This window comes from Rhodococcus sp. NPDC057529, assembly GCF_042802055.1.
In the GTDB taxonomy this organism is placed as follows: Bacteria; Actinomycetota; Actinomycetes; order Mycobacteriales; family Mycobacteriaceae; genus Rhodococcus_F.
Window position 1 is genome coordinate 361,338 of sequence record NZ_JBHVEY010000008.1, and the last position, 23,028, is coordinate 384,365.

Consider the following 23,028-nt stretch of genomic DNA (forward strand, 5'->3'; position numbering starts at 1 on the left):
GTCCCGTCGCCGTCAGACCTCCACCGGGACCATGAGGTCGCGGTATTCGGGATGCCCTGCGACGAAGCGCTGCACATAGGTGCACACGGGCCGTACCTTCCAGCCGTACCCGCGCGCGAGGTCGAGGGAGCGCCCCACCATGAGTGCGGCGAGTCCGCGGTGACCGAAGTCCTCCACGATCACCGTGTGCATGAACGAGACCACCGGAGCCTGACGCCCCCGGCCCCCCTGGCCCGGCGGCCGGGCCACCACGCCCACTCCCGCGCCCGCACCCGGCGGGGTGTCCGCGAGGGCGAAATACCCGAGGATGCCGACCAGGTCACCACTCAGTCGGAGTTCGAATCGGTTCTGATCGGCGTTGTCGATCACGTCCACAACCTGCGCGTCCGTCAGCATGGCTATCTCCTGGGGTATGTGTCGTAATCGAAATGTGATGTTCATCACCCTTTATACCGATGCACGGAACCGCTGTCCAAGTTTCCCCCGAATGTTTCACTCACAGAGATCTCGGTTACAGTCTCCGGGACAACTACACATCCACGGGGGCTCGCACCAGCGGGCTGAGAGGACGGCTAGGGCCGTCGACCGTCGAACCTGTCCGGGTAATGCCGGCGTAGGGAGCATCATCGATGAGCACAACCATATCTACAGCCACGTCCGTCACCACGGGACCGATCCAGGGCAGCACCAAGCAGTACCTGCTGTCGGGCGGCGACGTCCGGGTGCCGGTCCGGCGCGTACACCTCACCAACGGTGAGCACCTCGACGTGTACGACACATCGGGCCCGTACACCGACGCGGACGCCACGATCGACCTGGACGCGGGGCTTCCGCACCTGCGGGCGCCGTGGATCGCCGACCGGGCAGGCACCCAGCTCGACGCCGCCCGCGCCGGAACCGTCACTCCCGAGATGCGGTATTGCGCAGCACGAGAGGGTGTTTCACCCGAGACGGTGCGCGCCGAGGTCGCGGCGGGTCGGGCCGTGATCCCGGCCAACCGCTGCCACCCCGAACTCGAGCCGATGATCATCGGCAAGGCGTTCGCGGTCAAGATCAACGCGAACATCGGCAACAGCGCGGTGACGTCGTCGATCGCGGAAGAGGTCGAGAAGATGGTGTGGGCGACGCGGTGGGGCGCGGACACCATCATGGACCTGTCCACCGGCAAGAACATTCACGAGACCCGGGAATGGATCCTGCGCAATTCGCCGGTGCCCGTGGGAACCGTGCCGATCTACCAGGCGCTGGAGAAGGTCAACGGCGATCCGACGGCACTCACGTGGGAGATCTACCGCGACACCGTGATCGAGCAGTGCGAACAGGGCGTCGACTACATGACGGTCCACGCCGGAGTACTGCTCCGCTACATCCCGCTGACCGCGCGCCGGGTCACCGGCATCGTCTCCCGCGGCGGTTCGATCATGGCGGCGTGGTGCCTGGCCCATCACCGGGAATCGTTCCTGTACACCCACTTCGACGAACTCTGCGAAATCCTCCACCGCTACGACGTCACGTTCTCGCTCGGCGACGGCCTGCGCCCCGGCTCCATCGCGGACGCCAACGACGAGGCCCAGTTCGCCGAACTCCGCACCCTCGGCGAGCTCACGAAGATCGCGAAATCGCATGGCGTGCAGGTGATGATCGAAGGTCCCGGGCACGTGCCGATGCACAAGATCGTCGAGAACGTGCGACTCGAGGAGGAGCTGTGCGAGGAGGCGCCGTTCTACACGCTCGGACCGCTCGCCACCGACATCGCACCGGCGTACGACCACATCACGTCCGCGATCGGCGCGGCGATGATCGCGCAGGCCGGTACCGCAATGCTCTGCTACGTCACCCCTAAGGAGCACCTGGGACTGCCGAACCGGGACGACGTCAAGACCGGGGTCATCACGTACAAGATCGCGGCGCACGCCGCGGACCTCGCAAAACAGCATCCGCGGGCGCAGGAACGGGACGACGCGCTGTCGAAGGCCCGGTTCGAGTTCCGCTGGCACGACCAGTTCGCCCTGTCCCTCGACCCGGACACCGCGCGGGAGTTCCACGACGAGACGCTGCCCGCCGAGCCGGCGAAGACGGCCCACTTCTGCTCGATGTGCGGTCCGAAATTCTGCTCCATGCGGATCTCCGCCGACGTGCGGGAGTACGCACGGCAACACGGACTCGATTCGGTCGAAGCCATCGAGGCCGGCATGGCCGAGAAGTCGAGCGAGTTCGTCGACGCAGGTGGTCGCGTGTATCTGCCCGTCGAATCCGTCACCTCAGAGAATCGGTAAGGTCCCCTTCGTGAAGCTGCTGCCCCTGACCCCCGACGGCCAGACCCCCGTCCGCGTCCTCACCATCGCCGGCACCGATTCCGGCGGTGGCGCCGGGATCCAGGCGGACTCGCGGACGATGGCGCTGTGCGGCGTCCACGCATGTGTCGCGGTCGCCGCGGTCACGGTGCAGAACTCGGTGGGGGTCAGCGGTTTCCACGAGATTCCGCCGGAGACGGTGGCCGCGCAGGTGCGGTGCGTCGTCGACGACATCGGGGTCGGGGCAGCGAAGACGGGGATGCTCGCGTCGACGGCCATCATCGAGGCCGTCGCCGCCGTGTGCACCGAGGTCGGGATCGGCCGGGACCGGCAGGTCCCGCTGGTCGTCGATCCGGTGTGCGCGTCGATGCACGGCGATCCGCTCCTGCACGCCGAGGCGCTGGACGCCGTGCGGAACACGCTGATCCCGATCGCCACGGTGGTCACCCCGAATCTCGACGAGATCCGGTTGATCACCGGCATCGACGTGGTGGACGACGCCACCGCACGCCGGGCCGCGGAGGCGCTGCACGCGCTCGGCGCGCAGTGGTCGATCGTGAAGGGCGGGCATCTGCGGACGTCGGCGTCGAGCACCGACCTGCTGTTCGACGGCGACCGATTCCTCGAGTTCAGCAGTCCCCGGATCGACACCGGCAACGACCACGGCGGCGGCGACACGCTCGCGGCCGCCATCGCGAGCGCGCTCGCCCACGGGTGGTCCGTGCCCGACGCGGTGGCGTTCGGCAAGGAGTGGGTGACCAAGTGCCTGGAGGCGTCGTACGACCTGGGCGCCGGTCACGGCCCCGTCTCCCCCCTGTGGCGCCTGCGGCACCCGTGAGTACTTGTTAACCGCCGGACGTTAACAAGTACTCACGGGCGGCGGAGCCGCAACCGCCAGATACCGAGGTCCGACGGCACCCCGCTGGGGGCGGGGGCGAAGAAAGCGCGTCGCCACGGCTTGACCCCGACCCCCAGTTGGTCGAGGGTGCCCGGCTGCAGACTCGACAGCGTGGCGGACGACGCCATCACGTTGCCGTCGCCGCCCAGTTCCATCATGCGGGCCGCGACGGTCACGTCGACACCGAGCCAGTCGCTGCCGATCTGCCGGGGCGAACCGGTGTGGATGCCGACGCGCATGCGGGGGCGGTAGCCGTCCACCTCGACGTCCGCGAGGGCGTTCTGCGCGGCAAAGACGGCGTCGATCGCGCGGTCGGGGCTGGAGAACACGGCCATCACGCCGTCGCCGAGTCGTTTGACCACGTGCCCGCCCCGGTCGACGATGGGGGTCTCGACGGCCCGGGCGACGTCGCGCAGCAGGGCGAGGGTGGCGCTGTCGCCGGCGGGCAGCGACCAGCTGGAGAACCCGACGAGGTCGGTGAACACGATGGTCACCTCCTGTGTTCCCCGCCCGCGTCCGGTGCGCTCGAGCAGTGCCTGCCACACCTGCAGCGCGCCGAGGCTCATCTCGCGGGACGCGCCCGGCTGGTGGTCGAGGAAGCGGTCGGCGACGCGAGCGATGGCCCGGGCGCTCCCGGGGCCCGCCGTCGACAGTGGGTCGCCGAACGCGGGATCACCGGGCAGCGCGCGACGAACCTTCCGCAGGCCCTCGATCAGCTGTGGTTGCCGGTTCACCGACCCCACCCAGCCCAGCACCTTGTCGCCCCGTTTCGGCGTCTGCGCAGCGCCGAGCTCGGCACTGTTCTCTTCGGCGGGGTCGTCGCTCACGAGAATAAGAGTAACTCAGCGTCACATGCACAAACCCGTGACGAATCGGACATCACTCGGTGGCCCGCGCCTTCTCCCGGTCCGCGCCGACGGGCACCCCGTTCGGGCCCGCGAGCGACTCCGCGTACACCCCGACTGCATACGCGACGGCGGCGGCATTCTTGGCGAGCGCGGCCCGGTCCACGTTCTCGAGGGTATCGGTCGCGCTGTGGTAGTTCTTGTCGTACACGACACCCGGGGTGCCGCCCCACTTCTGCGCCTGCTCGGGGGTCTTCGTCTCGTCGGCGCCGCTGAACACGCCGCCCGACGGGATGCCGTGCTCGATGAACGGACCGTAGTCTGAGCGGCCGTCGAAGTCCGTGCCGTCCGCGGCGATGCCGTCGCCCTGCAGGAACTCGGTGAACGTGCGCTCGATGCCCGCGGACCCCTCGGGTCCGGGCCCCTCGCCGACGTTGTCGGAGTTGTCGCCGTCATAGGCCAGGTAGCCGGCGTTCTCGGAACCGAGCATGTCGAAGTTCAGGTACAGCGCGATATCGTTCCGCTGCTCCTCGCCGAGGCTGTCGACGTACGCCTCCGAGCCGAGCAGACCCAATTCCTCGGCGCCCCAGAACGCGAAGCGCACCGCGTTGTCGACGTCGGGCGAACCGCCGAGCTGCACGGCCGTTTCGAGGGTCGCGGCGACGCCGGTGCCGTTGTCGTTGATGCCGGGGCCCTCGGGGACGCTGTCCAGGTGCGCTCCGACCATCACGACGTTCTCCGTCGACCCGGTCTTCGTCTGCGCGATGACGTTGCGCGCGGTGCTCGACTCGGTGGTCGTGTCGAGCGTGAGGGTGACGTCGCCCCCCGCCTGTTCGAGCGCGGCGCCGTCGGCCTTGCTCACCCCGCCCGTGGGGACCTGGCCCACGTCCGGGTCGCCGAGGGTGCCGCCGCTCATCGGTCCGTCCTCGTTGTTGACGACGATCACGCCTGCGGCGCCGCGTTCGGACGCCACCTGCTGCTTGGCCGCGAACGGGCACACCCCGCGGTTCACGAGGACGATCGCCCCCGTCACGTCGAGGCCGTCGTAATCGGTGACCTCGCATCCCGGACTGTCGTCTTTCGCGGCGGGCACCAGGCGGGCGGTGAGCCCCTGCGGACCGGTCGACGGCGAATACGACAGCGCCCGGACGTCGAAGTCCCGGTCGCCGGACCGCAGGGCCTCCGTCCGCACGTCGAACTTGTGGAATTCGAATTCCGGGGTCTGGACGTCGAAGCCCTTGTCTTCCAATATCTGTGCGACGTAGTCGACGCTCGCGTCGTAGCCGGACGTTCCGGCCGCGCGGTTGCCGTCGTTGCTCTCGGCGATCGTCTGCAATTGCTGGAGGTGCCCCACCACACCGCTCTCGGTGACCGAGGCCGCGAGAGCGCTCGCGTCGACCGGCGGCGAATCGGGTTCACTCGTCGACGAGCACCCGGCCAGGACCATCGCACCGGCCACTCCGACTGTGACAACTCCCCGTAGTCGCATGTCGGGAGCCTAACGCAGAAGCACCTGTGGGCCGGCGCGAATGGATTTCGCACCGGCCCACAGGCTCCCGCCCCACCGTCACCCTCAGCCAGGTCTCCCGACGATCACCTGGCGGAGGAGCAGGGCGAGAGTACTGTATCGGGTGTCAGGCGTCGCGCTTGTTGACGACCACCAGTCCGGCCCCGAAGATCACGAAGACGAACACCGCGAAGTACACGAGGCTGCCCCACGGGCCCCAGTGGAAATCGACTCCCTGCGGCGCCCCCAGGAAGTTGTTGGCGTTGAGGAACGGCAGGAACGGCATGATCTTCTGGCCGAACGAGCCGAACAGGTTGAACAGGCTCTCGATCAGCAGCGGCCACAGCAGCAGCAGGGCGATCGCGCCCGCCGACTGACGCAGCAGGGTGCCGACTCCGACGGCGAGAACCACGCACAGGAACGCGTAGATCGGGACGCCGTAGATCGACCGCCACGCGTCCGCACCGGTCAGTGTGAGTGCCGCTCCGGCCTGGTCGCCGGCCGTCGCCTTCGCGATGGCGTACGCACCGAACGTGAGGACGAACGTCAGCACGGCGCCGAACGCGCCGATCAGGCCTGCCTTCGCGATCAGGACGGACGCCCGGTTCGGGATCGCCTGGAACGTGGTGCGGATGACGCCGAACCGGTATTCGCTGGTCACGGCGAGCGCGGCGAGGATCATCAGCACCAGTACGCCGAATCCGGACACACCGCCGACGGCGTCCGCCATCTGCGGCAGGAACGGATCGAAGTCGGGTTGCTTACCGTCCGCGATCTGGTTGTTGAAGGAGTTGATGCTGGCCTTTGCGCTGAGCCCGATGACTGCGGCGAGGCCGAGTCCCAGCACGATGATGACGACCGTGCACCACCACGGCGACCTCGTCGACGTGATCTTGATCCGTTCGGCATTGAGAACAGCCATTACAGTGCACCCCTCATCACATCTTCGACGCCCTCTGCGTGGTACTGCACGTCGTCTCCGGTCAACTTCATGAAGGCGTCCTCCAGCGATCCGCGCTGAGATGCCAACTCGTGCAGGACGATGCCCTGCGAACCGGCGATCCCGCCGACGACGTCCGTCGACGAATCCACCACGACGAGCGCCTGCTGCCCGTCGGATCCGTCCTCGCGCACGGTGAGTCCGTTGGACGTGAGCGCGCTGCGCAGCGCGTCCAGCTGTGGGCTCCGCACACGCACCGTCGATTCCGAGGACTTGCTGACGAACTCGGACACGGTGGTGTCGGCGATGAGACGCCCGCGGCCGATGACCACCAGATGTTCTGCGGTGAGCGCCATCTCGGACAGCAGGTGGCTCGACACCAGCACGGTGCGGCCCTCGGCGGCGAGGCGCTGCATGAACTTCCGGATCCAGACGATGCCCTCCGGGTCGAGCCCGTTCACCGGCTCGTCGAACAGCAGCACCTTCGGGTCGCCGAGCAGCGTGGCGGCCAGGCCCAGTCGCTGGGACATGCCGAGCGAGAACCCGCCGGCCTTCTTCCCCGCCACCTCGGTGAGCCCGACGAGGTGCAGCACCTCGTCGACGCGGCTCTTCGGGAGCGAGTTGGACGCCGCCATCCACTGCAGATGGGCGCGGGCCGAGCGGTTCGGGTGCACCCACTTCGCGTCGAGCAGGGCCCCCACCGTCCGCAGCGGCTGCACCAGGTCGCTGTACGGTTTGCCGTCGATCAGCGCGCTGCCCGCCGTGGGGCGGTCCAGCCCGAGGATCATGCGCATCGTCGTCGATTTTCCTGCACCGTTCGGGCCGAGAAAGCCGGTGACCATGCCCGGCTTCACGTTGAACGTCAGGTTGTCCACCGCCTTCGTCGCACCGAAGGTCTTTGAAAGTCCCCTCACTTCAATCATGTGAGAAGAATGCCGGAACCTGCGGCCGGCGCGCATCGGCCGCAGGTCTACTCCCGACTCGTCCCCTGGTACCGGTCGGACCCCGAACCGGACCCCGACACGACCCCGAGTCCTACGACGACGCCTGCGCCCAGAACCGCTTGGGGATGCGGCCCGCGTGCCGGGCCTCGTATCCCGCCACCACGGCCCCGCGCATCGCCGACGCCATCAGCGCCGGATCCTTCGCCCTGGTCACCGCAGTGGCCAGCAGAACGGCGTCGCAGCCGAGTTCCATCGCGAGGGTCGCGTCGCTGGCGGTCCCGATGCCGGCGTCGAGGATGACCGGTACCCCGGCACCCTCCACGATCATCTCGATGTTGTGCGGGTTCGCGATACCGAGCCCGGTGCCGATCGGCGAACCCAGCGGCATCACGGCCACGCACCCGACGTCCTCGAGCCTGCGGGCCAGGACCGGGTCGTCGGTGGTGTACGGCAGGACGACGAATCCGTCGTCGACCAGTTGCTCGGCGGCGCTGACCAACTCGATGGCGTCGGGCATGAGGGTGCGTTCGTCGGCGATGACCTCGAGCTTCACCCAGTCGGTGTCGAGTGCCTCCCGCGCGAGTTGCGCCGTCAGCACCGCCTCCGCCGCGCCGCGACACCCCGCGGTGTTGGGTAGCGGCGCGATGTCGAGCCGGCGCAGCAGGTCCAGCACCCCGGTGCCGCCGACGGCGTCGACGCGGCGCATCGCGACCGTGGTCAGCTCGGTGCCGGACGCGACGAGTGCCTCTTCGAGCACCGTCAGGTTGGCGGCGCCGCCGGTGCCCATGATCAACCGTGAACCGAACGTGCGGCCCGCGATCGTGAGGCCCTTCTGCACTCCGGGCGTCGCGTCAGCCACCCTGCACCGCCGTGAGGATCTCGATCTCCCAGCCCCGGACCACGAGCTCGTCCCACCGGGCGCGGGGGAACACGGCGCCGTTCACGGCCACTGCGATGCCCTTGGTCGGCAGGTTCAGCGCCTCCAGCAGCCCGGTGACGGTCAACGGTTCCGTGAACTCGTGATCCTCGCCGTTGACGCTGATGCCGATCGGCACCACTACTTGCTGCTCACTCATCTCTACCTCGCTACTTTCTCGAACCGTTCGGGGTCGGCGGCCTTCGCCTCGACCAGTGCCGAGCCCTCCAACAATGCCACCGTCGCGTCGGCGGTCACCGGGGTGAGCAGGATGCCGTTGCGGCCGTGTCCCGTCGCCACCACGACCCGATCGGACACCCGGCCGATCAGCGGCAGGTTGTCCGGGGTCATCGGACGCAGACCCGCCGAGGTCTCACGCAGTTCGTACTCGCCGATGGCGGGCATCAGCGCCTCGGCGTCCGCGATCAGGTCCCGCACACCGGCCACCGTGACCTGAGTGTCGTTGCCCGACTCGTACTGGGTGGCGCCGACGACGATGCCGTCGGCGCGCGGCACCAGGTAGGCGGGCCTGCCGTGGACGCTGCCGCGGATGGTCCGGCCCGGCGCGGGCGTCACCCCGGGACGGGCCCGCAACCGCAGAATCTCGCCCTTCACCGGACGCACCGGAAGTCCCGGCCACAGTGCCGGTGACGCGATGCCTGCGGTGACGACGATCTGGTCCGTGCCCAGCCCGTCGAGACTGCGCACGGCCTCACCGATCAACTCCACCCCGGCGTCGACGGCACACCGTTGCAACGCCTGCAGGAGCAGCCTGTTGTCGACGGCCAGTTCGTCGACAGCCAAGAGCCCCAACCGGACTCCGCGACCCAGCATCGGCTCGAGCGCGCGGACCTCGGCGCGATTCAGGATCTGCAGATCCCGGCCCTGCGCTCCCACCCACTCGGCGATGGTCCGGAGGTCTTCGGCGTCGGCGCCGTCGAGCGCGACGGTGAGCGAACTCTCCGACGTGAACAGGTCGACGCCGGCCCCGGCCTCCAGTTCCTTCCCGAATTCGGGCCACCGGTCGAGCGAGGCGCTCCCCAGTTCGAGGACGCTCTCCTCACCGGGCCAGCCCTCGGACAGCGGGGCGAGCATGCCGCCCGCCACCCAGGACGCTCCCGAACCGATCGACGGGTCGTACAGCGTCACCGACCAGCCGTTGCGGGCTGCTCGCCACGCAATCGACAGGCCGATCACTCCGCCTCCGACGACGGATACCGATCTCGCCATTGAACTCCACCTCACTTCCTGCGCCGGCATGATCCGGGTCAGGTATGACGGTCGGGCTCGGCGTGAGCCCCTCTCAGCCCCACGTTCCCCGGGACTCCCGTGTTGCACTTTCACCGTAGAGGCTACCGTCATGCCGTGACCACCTCGCATCACAGCAACCTCACGGACCGTCGGCGCCGCCTCGGAACAGCACGTTTGTACCTGTGCACCGATGCTCGGCGCGAGAAGGGCGACCTGGCGCAGTTCGCCGAGGCCGCGCTGTCCGGCGGCGTCGACATCATCCAGCTCCGAGACAAGGGCTCGGCCGGTGAGAAGAAGTTCGGCACGATGGACGCCAGGGACGAACTGGCGGCACTGTCGGTGCTCGCGGCCGCCGCCCGGCGGCACGGGGCGCTGCTCGCCGTGAACGACCGGGCCGACATGGCGCTGGCGGCCGGCGCCGACGTCCTGCACCTCGGCCAGGGCGACCTGCCCGTCCCCTACGCGCGCACCGTCGTAGGATCCGACGTCCTGATCGGCCGGTCCACGCACAGCCGCGCCCAGGCCAGCCTCGCGGCAATCGAGGACGGCGTCGACTACTTCTGCACCGGACCGGTGTGGGCGACGCCCACCAAGCCCGGACGGACCGCGTCGGGCATCGACCTGGTGCGCTCGACCGCCGACTCCGAGCCGAACCGCCCGTGGTTCGCGATCGGCGGCATCGACGAGTCCCGGGTTCCGGAGATCCTCGCCGCGGGCGCCGACCGCATCGTCGTCGTGCGGGCCATCACCGAGGCCCGCGACCCGCAGGCCGCCGCGCGCTCACTGTCCGCCCTGCTCCAGAAGAACGGCTGAGTCACGCCTGCGCGAGCCAGTCGCGCACGGTGGCGGGCGGCAGGATCACCACGGTGGCGGGCAACTGTTCGATCAGGTGGGGGTCGGTGGTGACGACCGCGGTCACCGTGCCCAGTGTGGTGCCGTGACCTGCCGGTTCGGCGAGGCGGCCGACCGTGTCCAGTGCCTCGAGCACCTCGACGCGCGGCAGCCACCCGTAGGTGCCGTCGGGCAGGTGCACCGTGCGGGGCAGTGCCCTCGACAGCTGCGCCGGCGCGCCGCTGTCGCCCAGCACGTCGTGCCGGTCGAGCAGCAGTCGCACCTCGGTGGTGCGCAGTTGCGGCCACCCCGCTTCGAATCCGGGGTGCAGCGGCAGGCCGGCGACGTCGGTTTCCCGCACCCAGCGCAGTTCGGTGCTCTCACCGTTCGCGACGGTGGGCAGTGGGCGCTCGGCGTCGGCGATCACCGTGGTGTAGCTCCAGCCGCTCGCGGCCTTCATGGTGACGACCTCGGTGCGGACGCGGATCGCCGCGCTCTCGATGCCGGCTTCCTCGTGCGCCTCGCGCACGGCGGCGTGGGTGGTCGTCTCGTGGCTGTCCCGGGCACCGCCGGGCAGCGCCCACGTCCCGCCCTGGTGGCTCCAGGCCGCGCGGTGCTGTAGCAGCACGGCAGGCGTCTCGTCCGGCAGCGGCGCACGCAGCAACAACCCGGCCGCACCGTGCTTACCCCAATGACGACTGCCGTCCGGCCCGGTCGCCCAGCCGTCACCGTCACCACGCATCGACTACCCCTGTCCGACCTGATGGGTCTCCCTGCAGTTCCCTCACACTAACGGTTTCTGCCGGAACTGCCCGATATCCCCAGTCACCGACTCCTGCTTATATGCTCCCCACAAGGTGCGGCCGTGACACGGGAGGGGTGCGACGTGGTTCTGCGTGAGGCACCGTCGATCGAACCCCGCGGCAGCCGCGCCCTGTCTGCCGCCGCGGACGACGACGTCGACCCCGCCGTCGCACGTCGCAAGGAACTTCGTGCGTTCCTGCGGTCGACACCCGCCAAGCTCACCGCCCTCGGCGTACTCCTCGTGCTGCTCACCCTGGCCGCCGGACTCGTGGCCGCGTCGACCGTGAACGGCAGGGAAGCCACCCTCGACAGCGTCCTCGCCGAGACCGAACCGCTGTCGTTCTCGGCGCAGAATCTCTACAGCGCCCTGTCGGTGGCGGACGCCGCGGCCACGACGGCGTTCATCTCCGGTGGTCTCGAACCCCCCGAACTCCGGGACACGTACGCGCAGGCGATCGGCACGGCCTCCGCCGACCTCGTGTACGCGTCGGGCGGGCTCGCCCCCAGCGATGTGGACAGCAGGCGCCTGCTCGCCTCCATCTCCACCGACCTCACCGTCTACTCCGGACTCGTCGAGACCGCGCGGGCCAACAACCGCACCGGTCACCCGGTGGGCGCGGCCTACCTCAGCGAGGCGTCCACGCTGATGCAGACGAGCATGCTGCCGAAGGCCCAGGAGTTGCACGCCCGGCAGGAAACCGACGTCGCGGATATCCAGCGGGACTATTCCCGCCCGCCGTGGACGGCGCTGATCCTGGTCCTCGTCGCGCTGGTCGCGCTGCTCGTCGCGCAGGTCGTCCTCGCGAGGCTGAGCAGGCGCACGTTCAATCTCGGGTTGATCCTGGCGTCGTCGGTCACCGCGATCCTCCTGGTGTGGATGCTGGTCGCCGGGCTGGTCTCCTCACTCGACACCAAGCGCGCGCTGACCCAGGGTGCCCGCCCGATGCACGAGTTGACGGCGGCGCGCATCCTGGCGCAGCAGGCGCGCACGGAGGAGACGCTCAAACTCGTCCGCCGGGACTCGAACGGCGGCTACGACGCCGTCTTCGAGGACAAGTCCGGTCAGCTCGACACCCTGCTGTCCGGCTATCCGCACGACGGCGACCGCGCGGTCGGCCACGACGAGGTCGCGCGCGCCGAGGACGCTTGGAAACTCTGGTCCTCGGCGCACGATCGCATGAACGAGATCCTGGCCCGGGGCGACTTCGCCTCGGCGGCAACGGTGGCGATCGGGCCGGGACCCTCGGATTCCGCAGCCCAGTTCACCACCGTCGACGACGCGCTCACCGACGGGATCGGGACCGCCCGCGACCATCTGCGGTCGAACGTCGAATCCGCGGCCCGGGTGCTGACCGCACTCGGTTCCGGCGCCGTCGTCCTCACACTCGTCGCGCTCTGCGGAATTATCATCGGGTTGTGGCCTCGGTTGAGGGAATACCAGTGAGGCGGCACCGGATCGCGCCGGTGCTGCTGGCGGCCACGTTGCTGATCGGCGGATGCGCCGAGGCCGCTCCGGAGCACGTCGGATCGCCGAGCCTGTCCTACACCGAACCCCCGCTGCCCGCAGCGGCGACACCGGCCCCCGACACCGGCTCCGCCCCACCCGCTCCCGAGAAGGACTGCGGCGACCCCACCGCGAGCCTGCGGCCCTTCCCCGGCACCGACACGCCGATGCCGACGGTCGACGCCATCCGCGCGCGGGGGCGTCTCGTCGTCGGGCTCGACACGGGCAGCAACCTGATGAGTTTCCGCGATCCCGCGAGCGGCGCCATCGAGGGCTTCGACGTCGACGTCGCCCGGGAGATCTCGCGGGACCTGTTCGGCGACCCGGACCGGCTCGACTACCGCATCCTCACGTCGGCGAATCGTGAGAAGGCGCTGCAGGAGTCGATGGTCGACATCGTGGCGAAGACCATGACCATCACCTGCGACCGCAAGGAGAGGGTGGCGTTCTCCTCCGAGTACTTCGAGGCGCAGCAACGGGTTCTGGTCGTCAAGGGCTCCCCGATCCGCAGCGCCGCGGACCTGAACGGAAAACGGGTCTGCGTCGTCCGCGGCACCACGTCGCTGACCCGCTTGCAGCAGGTCGCGCCGACCGCCGAGATCCTTACGGTCCCCATGTGGTCCGACTGCCTGGTGGTCCTCCAGCAGCGGCAGGTCGACGCGGTGAGCACCGACGACACGATCCTCGCCGGCCTGGCGTCCCAGGACCCGTACCTCGAGATCGTCGGGGACAGCATGGGCGCCGAACCGTACGGCGTCGGCATCACCAAGACGAACGAGGACCTCGTGCGGTTCGTCAACCGCACACTCGAACGGATCCGCGGCGACGGAACCTGGACCAGAATGTACGACCGGTGGCTGTCGGTGCTGGGCCCGTCCCCCGCCCCGCCGTCCGCCGTGTACCAGGACTGAGGGGGCGCATGCCGCAACATTCGAAGAACCCCGAATCCACCGACCCGGACCTCGCCACCCAGGCCGCCGTCCGGGAACCCGAGGACGAGGCCACCCAGGCGGCGGTTCGGGAAGAGCTGGACGACGGGCCGGCCACTCAGGCGGCGCCGACGTCCCGGCCGTCGGGCGCGTCCGGCACCGGCCGCTCGACACGCTCACCGCGCACCCGGTCCGGGCAGCGCCTGCGTCTCGGCGGCGGACTCGTCGAGGTGCCGGTCGTCACGACACTCGACCCGGCCTCGGCGGTGATGACCGACCCGAAGGTCCCCGAGGGCAAACGCTTCTGCTGGAAGTGCAACAAGCCGGTCGGCCGCAGCGGCCCCACGTCCGGGGCCTCCGAGTTCGGTCTGTGCCCCTCGTGCGGAGCGACTTACGACTTCCGGCCGCTCCTCGCTCCGAACGACCTGATCGGCGGCCAGTACGAGGTGCAGGGCTGCATCGCGCACGGCGGCCTCGGCTGGATCTACCTGGCCATCGACCGCAACGTCAGCGACAGGTGGGTGGTCCTCAAGGGGCTGTTGCACTTCGGCGACGCCGAGGCTCAGGCCGTGGCGGTGGCCGAACGCCAGTTCCTCGCGGAGGTGGCGCACCCGAGCATCGTGAAGATCTTCAACTTCGTGGAGCACCCCCGGGCCGACGGGACCCCGATGGGCTACATCGTCATGGAGTACGTGGGCGGCCATTCGCTGCGGGACGTCCTGTCGACGCACGAGAAGCCCGAGCGCATGCCGGTCGAGCAGGCCGTCGCGTACGTGCTCGAAATCCTTCCCGCACTGGCATATCTGCACTCCACCGGCCTGGTGTACAACGACCTCAAGCCCGACAACGTGATGGTCACCGAGGACGCCCTCAAATTGATCGACCTCGGGGCCGTCGCCGGCATCGAGGACTACGGGTACCTGTACGGCACGCCCGGGTATCAGGCCCCGGAGATCGTCAGGACCGGCCCGACCGTGGCCTCCGACATCTACACGGTGGGGCGCACACTCGCGGTGCTGACGCTCGACATGCCGTCCGACAAGGGCAGGTACCTCGACGGCATCCCGTCCCCGGAGCAGGCGCCCCTCCTCGCGGAATACGAGTTCTTCCACCGACTCCTGTTGCGCGCCACGGACCCCGATCCGAGCAGGCGTTTCGCGTCCGCGGAGGAGATGGCCGGTCAGCTCACCGCCGTGCTCCGCGAGGTGCTCGCGCAGCAGACCGGAGAGGAGCATCCCGGGCTGTCGACCGTGTTCAGCAAGCAGCGAACGACTTTCGGCACCGACGAGGCGGTCGAGCAGACGGACGTGTACGTCGACGGCGTCGAACGGGACAGGAATCTCGACCCGCTGTCGGTGGCGCAGGCGCTGGCGGTGCCGTTGATCGACCCGGCCGATCCCAACGCCCAGCTCCTGGCCGCCGCGGTGCACAGCGAACCGCAGCAGACCCTCGATTCCATTCGACACGCCCGCGAGAACGGGATCGAGCGTGTCGTCGGCGACCTCGAAGTGTCGTTCTCCCGGGAACTGACCCTCGCCGAGATCAAGGCGCACCTCGACCTCGGGGACGCCGCCACCGCCACCACACTCCTCCGCGACCTGGAGGCAGAAATGGGCGGGAACTGGCGGGTCGCCTGGTACGCCGGACTCGCGACGCTCATCGACGGCGACTACGAGGCGGCGTTCTCCCGGTTCGAGGCCGTATTGCAGGCGATGCCCGGTGAGACCGCTCCCAAACTTGCGCTGGCGGCCACCGCCGAACTGATGCTGCAGCACTGCGACAGCTCCGATTCCCACCGGTGGCGGACGTTCGCCGAGACGTACTACCGGACGGTGTGGCGCACCGACCACAGCCTGGTCAGTGCCGCGTTCGGGCTCGCGCGCCAACTCACCGAACGCGGAGACCTACCTGGCGCCATCGCCGCCCTCGATCAGGTTCCCGCGACGTCCCGGCACTTCACCATGGCCCGGATGACGAGTGTGCTGATGCTGCTGTCCGGCGGGCCGATCGAGGAGATCGACGAGGTGGCGCTCCGGGAGGCGGCACTCCGCGTCACCGCGCTCGCACCCGAGGAGAGCCGGGCGCTGCAGATGCGCACGCTCGTACTGGGCACGGCGCTGGACTGGATGCGTGCCGGTCACACGTCTGCGACGGAACTGGAGCAGATCCTGGGGGTGCCGTTCACAGAACGGGGCCTACGCAAGGGCGCCGAGGCCGGTCTGCGGGCGCTGGCCCGCAACGCCCCCGAACGCACCCACCGGTACAAGCTGGTGGACCTCGCCAACGCCATCAGGCCCAGGAGTCTGTTGTAACCGTCAGGCCCCGACCAGCTCCACCGCCGCACGGGCGATCGCCAACTCCTCGTTGGTCGGCACGACCAGCACCTGGACGTCGGACTCGTCCGCCGAGATGCGGCGGGCGTCCCGGGAATCCGCGCGGTTGCGGTCGTCGTCGACGACGATGCCGAGGCGGCCCAGCCCCGCCAGGCTGTCGCGGCGGACGTCGACGTTGTTCTCGCCGACTCCCCCGGTGAACGTGATGACGTCGACACCGCCCAGTTCCACCAGGTAGGCGCCGATGTACTTGCGGAGCCGGTGCACGTACACGTCGTACGCCAGCGCCGCGTTCTCGTCGCCCTTGCCGACGAGTGCCAGCAGCGCCCGGAAATCGTTGACCCCGGACAGGCCCTTGAGTCCGGAGTGCCGGTTCAGCAGGTCGTCGATCTGATCGACACCCATGCCGCTGCGGTGCAGGTGCAGGATCACCCCGGGGTCGACGTCGCCGGACCGCGTGCCCATGACGAGACCCTCGAGCGGAGTCAGGCCCATGGACGTGTCAACGGCCAGTCCCCCGCGGATCGCGGACGCCGACGCGCCGTTCCCGAGGTGCAGCACGATCTGATTCAGCTCCGACAGGTCCCGCCCGAGGAACTCCGCCGCCCGCCCCGACACGTACTGATGTGAGGTGCCGTGGAAGCCGTATCGCCGGATGGCGTGCTCCTGCGCGACCGTCCGGTCGATCGCATACGTCGACGCCGCCGCGGGCAACGTATGGAAGAACGCGGTGTCGAACACCGCGACGTGCGGGATGTCCGGCAACTCCTCGCGCGCCACCTCGATCCCGATCACGTTCGCCGGATTGTGCAGCGGGGCAAGCGTCGACAGATCCGAGATCGATTGCACCACCGCGTCGTCGATGATGGTCGGCTCGTAGAATACGTCGCCGCCGTGGACGATGCGGTGCCCGACCGCGACGATCCCCGCCTCCTGCAGCGGACGCCCCACCTCGGCGACGATGTCCGCCACCATCTTCAGCCCCGCCCGGTGGTCGGCGATGTGGACGTGGCGCTCCGCCAGCCCGGTGCGGTGGTGATACACGATGCGCCCCTCGGGTTCCCCGATCCTCTCGATGAGACCGGACGCCGAGGACTTCCCGGTATCCGGGTGGACCAGCTGAAACTTGATCGACGACGAACCGGAGTTGACCACCAGGACGGAACCTTCGCTGCCTTCGCTCACTGCTCTGCTCCCTGCGCCTGGATCGCCGTGATCGCCACGGTGTTCACGATGTCCTCGACCAACGCCCCTCGCGACAGGTCGTTGACGGGCTTGTTGAGACCCTGCAGCACCGGCCCGACCGCGATCGCTCCGGCACTGCGCTGCACCGCCTTGTACGTGTTGTTGCCGGTGTTGAGGTCGGGAAAGATGAAGACCGTCGCCTTGCCCGCCACCTCCGAACCGGGCATCTTCTTGTCGGCCACGCTCTGCTCGATGGCGGCGTCGTACTGAATGGGGCCTTCCACCAACAGGTCCGGGCGACGCTCGCGGACGAGTGTCGTTCCCGAGCGCACCTTGTCGACATCCGCACCGCTGCCGGAGTCGCCAGTCGAGTACGACAACATCGCGATGCGCGGATCGATGCCGAACTGCGACGCCGTCTGCGCCGAGGAGATCGCGATGTCGGCCAGCTGCTCGGCCGTCGGGTCGGGCACCACCGCGCAGTCACCGTACGCGAGCACCCGGTCGGACAGACACATCAGGAACACACTCGACACGGTGGACACACCCGGCTGCGTCTTGATGATCTCGAACGACGGCCGGATGGTGTGCGCCGTGGTGTGCGCGGCACCGGACACCATGCCGTCCGCGATTCCCAAGTGCACCATCATGGTTCCGAAGTACGAGATGTCGGTCATCACCTCGCGGGCGCGGTCCACCGTCATGCCCTTGTGGGCGCGGAGCCGCGCGTACTCCTCCGCGAACGGCCCGGCATGCTCGGACGTCCGCGGGTCGAGGACCTGAGCTTCCGCGAGGTCGACACCGAGTTCCGCCGCGCGGCGACGCACCTGCACCTCGTCGCCGAGAATGGTCAGCTGCGCCACCTGCCGTTGCATCAGCCTCCCCGCCGCCCGGAGGATGCGGTCGTCGTCCCCCTCCGGAAGCACGACGTGCTTTCGGTTCCGGCGGGCACGGTCGATCAGCTGGTATTCGAACATCTGCGGAGTCACCACCGACGGGATGGGCAGCTTCAACCGCTCCAACAAGGTCGGCGCGTCCACCCGGAGTTCCATGACGCTCAGGGCGGTGTCGATCTTGCGCTGCGAGCCGACCGCCACCCGGCCACGGGTCTGAGCGGCCGCACTGGCCGTGTCGAACGTGCCCAGATCGGTGGTGAGGATCGGCAACCGCGGCTTGAGGCCGGCCATCAGCTTCGCGATCGCCGGGTGCGGCACCAGCCCACCGTTCATGATGATCCCCGCCAGCGACGGGAACCCCTCGGCCTCATGCGCATTCACCATCGCCAGCAGCACGTCGGACCGGTCGGCCGGGGCGATCACCACCGTGCCCTCCGTCAGCCGCTCGAGAATGTGCTCGGCCGTCATTCCGCCGACCAGCACCCGCAGCGCCTCCCGGTGCAGCAACTCGGGGTCGCCGCTGAACAGGCTGCCGTCGATCGACTCGAGGAGTTCGGCCATGGTCGGTGCGACCAGCAGCGGAATCTCGGGCAGGCTCCACGCGGGCACACCGGTCGACGCCAACGCGTCGGTGACGGCGTCGAGTTCGTCGGGGTTGCATCGGTTGGCGACCACCGCCAGCAGGTGCGCGTGGTGACTGGTCAGTTCACCGATGGCGAGCTGGGCGAGCTGCGCGACCTCCTCGGGAGTGCGCCGGACTCCCTTCACAGCGAGCAGCACCGGTGCGCCCAGGTTCACGGCGATCCTGGCGTTGTAGCCGAGCTCGCTCGGGCTCGCCACGTCGGTGTAATCGCTGCCGATCACCACGACGGCGTCGCACTGCGCCGCCACCTGGTGGTACCGGGCGACGATCTCGCTGAGCGCGCCCTCCGGGTCGGCGTGGACATGCTCGTACGTCACCCCTAGCGACTCCTCGTACCCGAGGTCGGCCGTCGTGTGTTCGAGGAGCAACTCGAGGATGTAATCGGTCTCCTCCGTCGACCGGGCAATGGGACGGAAAACACCCACCCTCGCGGCCGACGCGCACAGCATCTGCAGGACACCCAGCGCGATGGTGGACTTTCCGGTGTCCCCCTCCGGTGAGGCGATGAAGATACTCGACGGCTGAGGACGTGCGGGTGGATTCACAGGCGAAGGTGTCGCGGGCGCAGCCATGGCCATAGCGTATCCGGACACCGCCGCCGGGTGAGTGACACCGCTCCTGCCCGGCGGTCAGATGGCGTATGGCCGAATCACCCTTCGCCCTCACCGCCGCGTGAAACGTTCCGTGTGGCCGCGCCCCGGTTCGCACTCATGACGCTCGCAGATGCGCGATGAGGATCGCCTCGATCTCCGACCGACGCGCCGCGGACGGCAATCGTGGGGCAACGGACCGATAATGGTGCCCGGTCGGGGTGCGGAGATCGAGAACGTGACGGCGATCGGGCCGACGCACCGGGCGGGCGGACCAGCCGTCGCCCTCCTTCGCGTAATTGCACGCCGCACACAACCCCGCCCCGTTCTGCGCGGTGGTGGCCCCCTCGCTGCGGCGCGAGAGAATGTGATCATGATGCCGGATCGGCGCATCACACCACGGCGTGCGGCACGTCCGGTCCCGCAGATCGATCAGCTTTCGCAAGCTTTTCGGGAACGTCCGCGACTGCGACTGCATCGCCGTCAACGACCCCGACACCGGGCACGAGTACACGTTTCGTAAGGTCACCGCGGTATCACCATCAAGGGCATTCGCGACCAGTGTCCGGGCGATCCCCGCCGGCACCGGCCCGAACCCCTGAAGCTGCGCCGCCTCACCCTCACCCGCCAACAGGGTCTCGTCGGAGATCACCAGATTCACCGCCACCGGCACCCCATCGGCGACCGAGGCCCCGGTGCCGCGGTCGAACAACAAGTCCGCCATCAGCTGACTCCGGGTCCGGCCACCACTCTCCCCGGTCGCGATGAGACTGTCCGCATCCCGACCCAGGGTCGCCTGCAAACACACCGCCTGCTCCACCGGCAGCAGCACACTCAGATACGCCATCGAATCCGGCGCCGGCCGCGTCGTGACCCGCCGCTCCGACACCGCCTTGCGATGCCGCCGGACGACCGCGGCCGCGTCGAGTTCCACCGCCAAAGCCTTCGCCTTCGCGACCAGGCCGCGATCCCCGACCCCGTCCAGAACGGCCGGGTCCGAACACAACCGGCGATCCACCACCGCGCGATCGGACGCCGACAGACACGCCGTCTCCCGCACCAGCAGGGTCGCCCGCCACTCGTTCAACCGCCCCGACCGCAACAACGCCAACGTGTGCGGCATCTCGTGCACCAGCGCCTGCGCGAACCCCAAATGTCGGCCACCACGATTCGGGGACTCCCTGCGCGCCAACGCAATCTGCGACCCGATACCGCGACCCCACTCCGCCCGCGGCAACCGACGGGCCCTGCGATCCTCCCGCACACAGGTGGCGACATCGTCGGTCACCACCGCCTGCACCGCACACCCCACCGACTTCAGGGATTCGACTGCATCGAGCCACTCGATCCCCACCCCCGCATCACCACACGGCCCGACACACCGCAACCGCGCCGTGAACGCCCGCAACTCCTCCAGATCCGGTGCCACCACATCCCCCACGACCAGCCCTCCCCCGAGGTTATTCGAAACTTTGTTCGACTCTAGCAACCACCCGCGACTCATGGCAATAGCCGAATCCGCCGTAAACCGCGTGCAGCGCAGCGCCACACGGCGCTATACAGGAGGTCGCGCACGCCTGCGCCGAGGAATGGAGAAGTAGTTGCCCACGAGTGCCGCACCGGATCCGATGACGCTGCACCCCGTTTCGGGTCAGCCCCGGGTAGTCCTGCTCAAACCTCTGATCGACAACCCGCTGATCGAGGTCGGGGAGTACAGCTATTACGACGATCCCGAGTTCGCGGACGAGTTCGAGACGCGAAATGTCCTGCACCACTACGGTCCGGATCGGTTGATCATCGGAAAGTTCTGCGCGTTCGCGACGGGGACGACGTTCGTCATGAACGGCGCGAACCATCGGATGAGCGGCGTCTCGACCTTCCCCTTTCCGATCATGGGAGGCGCGTGGGCCGAGCATGCCGATCTGCTCGCGGATCTACCGTCGCGCGGCGACACCGTCGTCGGCAATGACGTATGGATCGGGGGCAACGCGACGATCATGCCCGGCGTGCGCATCGGGCACGGCGCGATCGTGTCGACCGGTTCGGTGGTGACACGATCGGTGCCGGACTACGCCGTCGTGGGCGGAAACCCGGCCGTCCACATCAAGGACCGCTATTCGGAATCCGACATCGCCGCGCTGGTGCGGATCGCGTGGTGGGACTGGCCGATCTCCGTCATCACCGAACAGGTGCGAACGATCGCCGCAGGCACTGTCGAGCAACTTCAGGAGATCGCCGACGGACTCGACTGACTCAGCCGCACGCAGCCTTGGGCGACTCGGCGTCGAGGTCGAGTTCGCCGTCGTCGACGAAGACGAGACGTCCGTCGTCGAGGGCGACGGCCCAGCGGTGCACGGGCGCCCAATCACGCCCGAGGAGCCCCTCGGACTGGGACAGGTCCGCGAAATCCTCGATCACGACGCCCGGCGCGGGATCGTCGGCGTCGCGGCGGACTCGAACGCGAGCACCGACGACGACATCGGCGCTGTGGGGCTGTGCGGCACTCTTCTGATCAGACATTGGTTCATTCCGCTTTCTGCCGGGTGATGCCAGGGCAAGGGATCATCCGGGCCCGCTGCCGAGAACTCACTACAGACGATCGGCAAATTTTGAGCAAGCCCCGAGTCGGAGTTGTGGGGATCATCACCGAGGGCTTGACGCCCGCCAAACCATGCCGACGTTGTCTAGAGTTTGTACATTAGGCCTATTGACGTCAAGAGTATTTCAGTCCACGATTAGGTGTAACCGCTGGTCACACTGACATGGAGGATGTTCATGGCACGCTCGACGCTCGCTCTCGGCAATCCCAAGATCACGGATCGTCAGGACACAGGCGCCCGGCTTCTCCACTCCTCTGCGCGCATGTCGTACGACCCGACCGTCGAGGTGGACTGGGACGCTCCTGTTCCCGACGACCTGTACGGCCTCACTCCCGAGTGGTCCTCGCTGTACGGCACGCCGATGTGGGACGAGATGACGTTCGAGCAGCAGATCACGCTGACGAAGCACGAGGTGTCGTCGATCATGGGCACCGGCATCTGGTTCGAGATGATTCTCCAGCAGATGGTCATCCGGGACATGTATGCCAAGGACGCGTCACAGGCGCACTTCCAGTTCGCGCTGACGGAGGTGGCCGACGAATGCAGGCACTCCGTGATGTTCGCGCGCACCGCCGAGAAGTTCGGGTGCCCCTCCTACGTTCCGCGCAAGTCGGTGGTCACGCTGGGGCGCGGATTCAAGGCGCTCGCGTCCGGGGAGGTCGCGTACGCCGGCATTCTCGTCGCCGAGGAGATCCTCGACGTGATGCAGCGGGACTGGATGAAGGACACCCGCGTCCAGCCGATCGTCCGCGTCACCAGCAAGATTCACGTCGTCGAGGAGGCCCGGCACATGCGGTTCGCCCGGGAGGAGACCCTGCGCCGGGCCGAGGGAATGAGCAGGGCGCACCGCGCCGCGAGCCGCGCCTGCATCGCGATCGCGTCGAACCTGATCGTCTCCAGCATGATCAACCCGGCCGTCTACGCGGCCGCCGGCCTCGACACCGAGCGCGCGGTGCGCGAGGCGAAGAACAACCGGTTCCGGGCCGAGAAGATCCGGGAGAGTTCGCAGCCGCTCATGCGGTTCCTGGACGAGGCCGACCTGCTCGGCGGTCCGTCCCGGCGGCTCTACAAGCGCGTGCACATGCTCTGACAGGCGCTCCGCGCTCGTGCGTGGTTGA

Annotated in this window: 21 protein-coding genes and 2 riboswitches; of the genes, 8 read left to right on the forward strand and 13 right to left on the reverse strand. The window is 68.6% G+C overall.

The features are described from left to right. Positions 1 to 12: 12 nt before the first annotated feature. Positions 13 to 396 carry a GNAT family N-acetyltransferase gene (locus tag ACFU5V_RS18575; protein ID WP_378701095.1) on the reverse strand — a complete coding sequence of 128 codons (384 nt, stop codon included), beginning with the start codon at positions 394 to 396 and terminating at the stop codon, positions 13 to 15. Positions 397 to 529: 133 nt separating this feature from the next. Beyond that, a riboswitch (TPP riboswitch) is annotated at positions 530 to 637 on the forward strand. Here ACFU5V_RS18575 and thiC point away from each other — a divergent pair. Together thiC and thiD are read left to right on the forward strand one after the other, a co-directional pair. Then, entirely contained in the window at positions 630 to 2,276 is a 1,647-nt protein-coding gene (thiC, locus tag ACFU5V_RS18580; RefSeq protein WP_378701097.1) for a phosphomethylpyrimidine synthase ThiC, read from the forward strand. (Overlaps the previous riboswitch by 8 nt.) Positions 2,277 to 2,286: 10 nt before the next feature. Continuing rightward, entirely contained in the window at positions 2,287 to 3,132 is an 846-nt protein-coding gene (thiD, locus tag ACFU5V_RS18585; protein WP_378435760.1) for a bifunctional hydroxymethylpyrimidine kinase/phosphomethylpyrimidine kinase, read from the forward strand. A 32-nt stretch (positions 3,133 to 3,164) separates the two neighbouring features. Here thiD and ACFU5V_RS18590 read toward each other — a convergent pair whose 3' ends face one another. The 7 genes from ACFU5V_RS18590 to thiO all read right to left on the reverse strand — a co-directional run bounded on the left by ACFU5V_RS18590 (position 3,165) and on the right by thiO (position 9,574). Then, positions 3,165 to 4,019 (reverse strand): adenylate/guanylate cyclase domain-containing protein, encoded by an 855-nt coding sequence (locus ACFU5V_RS18590; protein ID WP_378701100.1) that lies wholly within the window; start codon positions 4,017 to 4,019, stop codon positions 3,165 to 3,167. A gap of 52 nt (positions 4,020 to 4,071) precedes the next feature. Continuing rightward, positions 4,072 to 5,526, reverse strand: a complete 1,455-nt coding sequence (locus ACFU5V_RS18595) for a M20/M25/M40 family metallo-hydrolase (protein WP_378701103.1) — start codon at positions 5,524 to 5,526, stop codon at positions 4,072 to 4,074. A 145-nt stretch (positions 5,527 to 5,671) separates the two neighbouring features. Next, a complete protein-coding gene (locus ACFU5V_RS18600; RefSeq protein ID WP_378438176.1) occupies positions 5,672 to 6,466 on the reverse strand; it encodes an ABC transporter permease in 795 nt (264 codons plus the stop codon). Beyond that, positions 6,466 to 7,407, reverse strand: coding sequence for an ABC transporter ATP-binding protein (locus tag ACFU5V_RS18605; protein ID WP_011594987.1), 942 nt, complete (start codon positions 7,405 to 7,407; stop codon positions 6,466 to 6,468). The genes ACFU5V_RS18600 and ACFU5V_RS18605 overlap by 1 nt, the downstream gene beginning before the upstream one ends. A gap of 112 nt (positions 7,408 to 7,519) precedes the next feature. Then, positions 7,520 to 8,287 (reverse strand): thiazole synthase, encoded by a 768-nt coding sequence (locus ACFU5V_RS18610; RefSeq protein ID WP_378438179.1) that lies wholly within the window; start codon positions 8,285 to 8,287, stop codon positions 7,520 to 7,522. Then, complete coding sequence (thiS, locus tag ACFU5V_RS18615; protein ID WP_012689107.1) at positions 8,280 to 8,504, reverse strand: sulfur carrier protein ThiS; 225 nt, start codon at positions 8,502 to 8,504, stop codon at positions 8,280 to 8,282. The genes ACFU5V_RS18610 and thiS overlap by 8 nt, the downstream gene beginning before the upstream one ends. A gap of 2 nt (positions 8,505 to 8,506) precedes the next feature. Beyond that, positions 8,507 to 9,574 carry a glycine oxidase ThiO gene (gene thiO / locus ACFU5V_RS18620; RefSeq protein WP_378701105.1) on the reverse strand — a complete coding sequence of 356 codons (1,068 nt, stop codon included), beginning with the start codon at positions 9,572 to 9,574 and terminating at the stop codon, positions 8,507 to 8,509. Beyond that, positions 9,571 to 9,685: riboswitch (TPP riboswitch) on the reverse strand. (Overlaps the previous gene by 4 nt.) 24 nt (positions 9,686 to 9,709) lie before the next feature. On the opposite strand from thiO, the gene thiE reads away from it, so the two are divergent. Beyond that, the gene (gene thiE, locus ACFU5V_RS18625; protein WP_378438184.1) at positions 9,710 to 10,408 is read left to right on the forward strand and encodes a thiamine phosphate synthase; all 699 of its coding nucleotides are present in this window, start codon (positions 9,710 to 9,712) and stop codon (positions 10,406 to 10,408) included. Position 10,409: 1 nt separating this feature from the next. Here thiE and ACFU5V_RS18630 read toward each other — a convergent pair whose 3' ends face one another. Beyond that, positions 10,410 to 11,168, reverse strand: coding sequence for an NUDIX domain-containing protein (locus tag ACFU5V_RS18630; RefSeq protein WP_378438186.1), 759 nt, complete (start codon positions 11,166 to 11,168; stop codon positions 10,410 to 10,412). Between the two features lie 123 nt (positions 11,169 to 11,291). Between ACFU5V_RS18630 and ACFU5V_RS18635 the strand changes: the two genes are divergently transcribed. The 3 genes from ACFU5V_RS18635 to ACFU5V_RS18645 are packed head-to-tail and all read left to right on the forward strand — an operon-like array spanning position 11,292 to position 15,975. Then, the gene (locus ACFU5V_RS18635) at positions 11,292 to 12,674 is read left to right on the forward strand and encodes a hypothetical protein (protein ID WP_378701107.1); all 1,383 of its coding nucleotides are present in this window, start codon (positions 11,292 to 11,294) and stop codon (positions 12,672 to 12,674) included. Further along, complete coding sequence (locus tag ACFU5V_RS18640) at positions 12,671 to 13,645, forward strand: glutamate ABC transporter substrate-binding protein (protein WP_378701109.1); 975 nt, start codon at positions 12,671 to 12,673, stop codon at positions 13,643 to 13,645. The genes ACFU5V_RS18635 and ACFU5V_RS18640 overlap by 4 nt, the downstream gene beginning before the upstream one ends. A gap of 8 nt (positions 13,646 to 13,653) precedes the next feature. Beyond that, entirely contained in the window at positions 13,654 to 15,975 is a 2,322-nt protein-coding gene (locus ACFU5V_RS18645; protein ID WP_378701111.1) for a tetratricopeptide repeat protein, read from the forward strand. Positions 15,976 to 15,978: 3 nt separating this feature from the next. Here the strand turns inward: ACFU5V_RS18645 and ACFU5V_RS18650 are convergent, their stop codons facing one another. The 3 genes from ACFU5V_RS18650 to ACFU5V_RS18660 all read right to left on the reverse strand — a co-directional run bounded on the left by ACFU5V_RS18650 (position 15,979) and on the right by ACFU5V_RS18660 (position 20,751). Continuing rightward, the gene (locus ACFU5V_RS18650; RefSeq protein ID WP_378701113.1) at positions 15,979 to 17,181 is read right to left on the reverse strand and encodes an acetate kinase; all 1,203 of its coding nucleotides are present in this window, start codon (positions 17,179 to 17,181) and stop codon (positions 15,979 to 15,981) included. Further along, on the reverse strand, positions 17,178 to 19,298 hold the full coding sequence (gene pta, locus ACFU5V_RS18655) for a phosphate acetyltransferase (protein WP_378701115.1): 2,121 nt from the start codon (positions 19,296 to 19,298) through the stop codon (positions 17,178 to 17,180). Before pta ends, ACFU5V_RS18650 begins: the two co-directional genes overlap by 4 nt. A gap of 130 nt (positions 19,299 to 19,428) precedes the next feature. Next, the gene (locus ACFU5V_RS18660; RefSeq protein WP_378701117.1) at positions 19,429 to 20,751 is read right to left on the reverse strand and encodes an HNH endonuclease; all 1,323 of its coding nucleotides are present in this window, start codon (positions 20,749 to 20,751) and stop codon (positions 19,429 to 19,431) included. Positions 20,752 to 20,938: 187 nt separating this feature from the next. Here ACFU5V_RS18660 and ACFU5V_RS18665 point away from each other — a divergent pair, with 187 nt between their 5' ends. Then, positions 20,939 to 21,562: a CatB-related O-acetyltransferase gene (locus ACFU5V_RS18665; RefSeq protein ID WP_378442323.1), complete on the forward strand. Its 624-nt coding sequence runs from the start codon at positions 20,939 to 20,941 to the stop codon at positions 21,560 to 21,562. A gap of 1 nt (position 21,563) precedes the next feature. On the opposite strand, the gene ACFU5V_RS18670 is transcribed toward ACFU5V_RS18665, so the two are convergent. Further along, a complete protein-coding gene (locus tag ACFU5V_RS18670) occupies positions 21,564 to 21,830 on the reverse strand; it encodes a hypothetical protein (RefSeq protein WP_378701119.1) in 267 nt (88 codons plus the stop codon). 255 nt (positions 21,831 to 22,085) lie between these two features. Between ACFU5V_RS18670 and ACFU5V_RS18675 the strand changes: the two genes are divergently transcribed. Beyond that, complete coding sequence (locus tag ACFU5V_RS18675; RefSeq protein WP_378442319.1) at positions 22,086 to 23,000, forward strand: diiron oxygenase; 915 nt, start codon at positions 22,086 to 22,088, stop codon at positions 22,998 to 23,000. The last annotated feature ends 28 nt before the right edge of the window (positions 23,001 to 23,028 follow it).

Excerpts from the sequence above, each read along its gene's own strand:
- ACFU5V_RS18575 (WP_378701095.1), bottom strand. The coding sequence starts at position 396 with ATGCTGACGGACGCGCAGGTTGTGGACGTGATCGACAACGCCGATCAG.
- thiC (WP_378701097.1), top strand. The coding sequence starts at position 630 with ATGAGCACAACCATATCTACAGCCACGTCCGTCACCACGGGACCGATC.
- ACFU5V_RS18595 (WP_378701103.1), bottom strand. The coding sequence starts at position 5,526 with ATGCGACTACGGGGAGTTGTCACAGTCGGAGTGGCCGGTGCGATGGTC.
- ACFU5V_RS18600 (WP_378438176.1), bottom strand. The coding sequence starts at position 6,466 with ATGGCTGTTCTCAATGCCGAACGGATCAAGATCACGTCGACGAGGTCG.
- ACFU5V_RS18605 (WP_011594987.1), bottom strand. The coding sequence starts at position 7,407 with ATGATTGAAGTGAGGGGACTTTCAAAGACCTTCGGTGCGACGAAGGCG.
- thiS (WP_012689107.1), bottom strand. The coding sequence starts at position 8,504 with ATGAGTGAGCAGCAAGTAGTGGTGCCGATCGGCATCAGCGTCAACGGC.
- thiO (WP_378701105.1), bottom strand. The coding sequence starts at position 9,574 with ATGGCGAGATCGGTATCCGTCGTCGGAGGCGGAGTGATCGGCCTGTCG.
- ACFU5V_RS18630 (WP_378438186.1), bottom strand. The coding sequence starts at position 11,168 with ATGCGTGGTGACGGTGACGGCTGGGCGACCGGGCCGGACGGCAGTCGT.
- ACFU5V_RS18645 (WP_378701111.1), top strand. The coding sequence starts at position 13,654 with ATGCCGCAACATTCGAAGAACCCCGAATCCACCGACCCGGACCTCGCC.
- pta (WP_378701115.1), bottom strand. The coding sequence starts at position 19,298 with ATGGCCATGGCTGCGCCCGCGACACCTTCGCCTGTGAATCCACCCGCA.
- ACFU5V_RS18665 (WP_378442323.1), top strand. The coding sequence starts at position 20,939 with ATGACGCTGCACCCCGTTTCGGGTCAGCCCCGGGTAGTCCTGCTCAAA.
- ACFU5V_RS18670 (WP_378701119.1), bottom strand. The coding sequence starts at position 21,830 with ATGTCTGATCAGAAGAGTGCCGCACAGCCCCACAGCGCCGATGTCGTC.
- ACFU5V_RS18675 (WP_378442319.1), top strand. The coding sequence starts at position 22,086 with ATGGCACGCTCGACGCTCGCTCTCGGCAATCCCAAGATCACGGATCGT.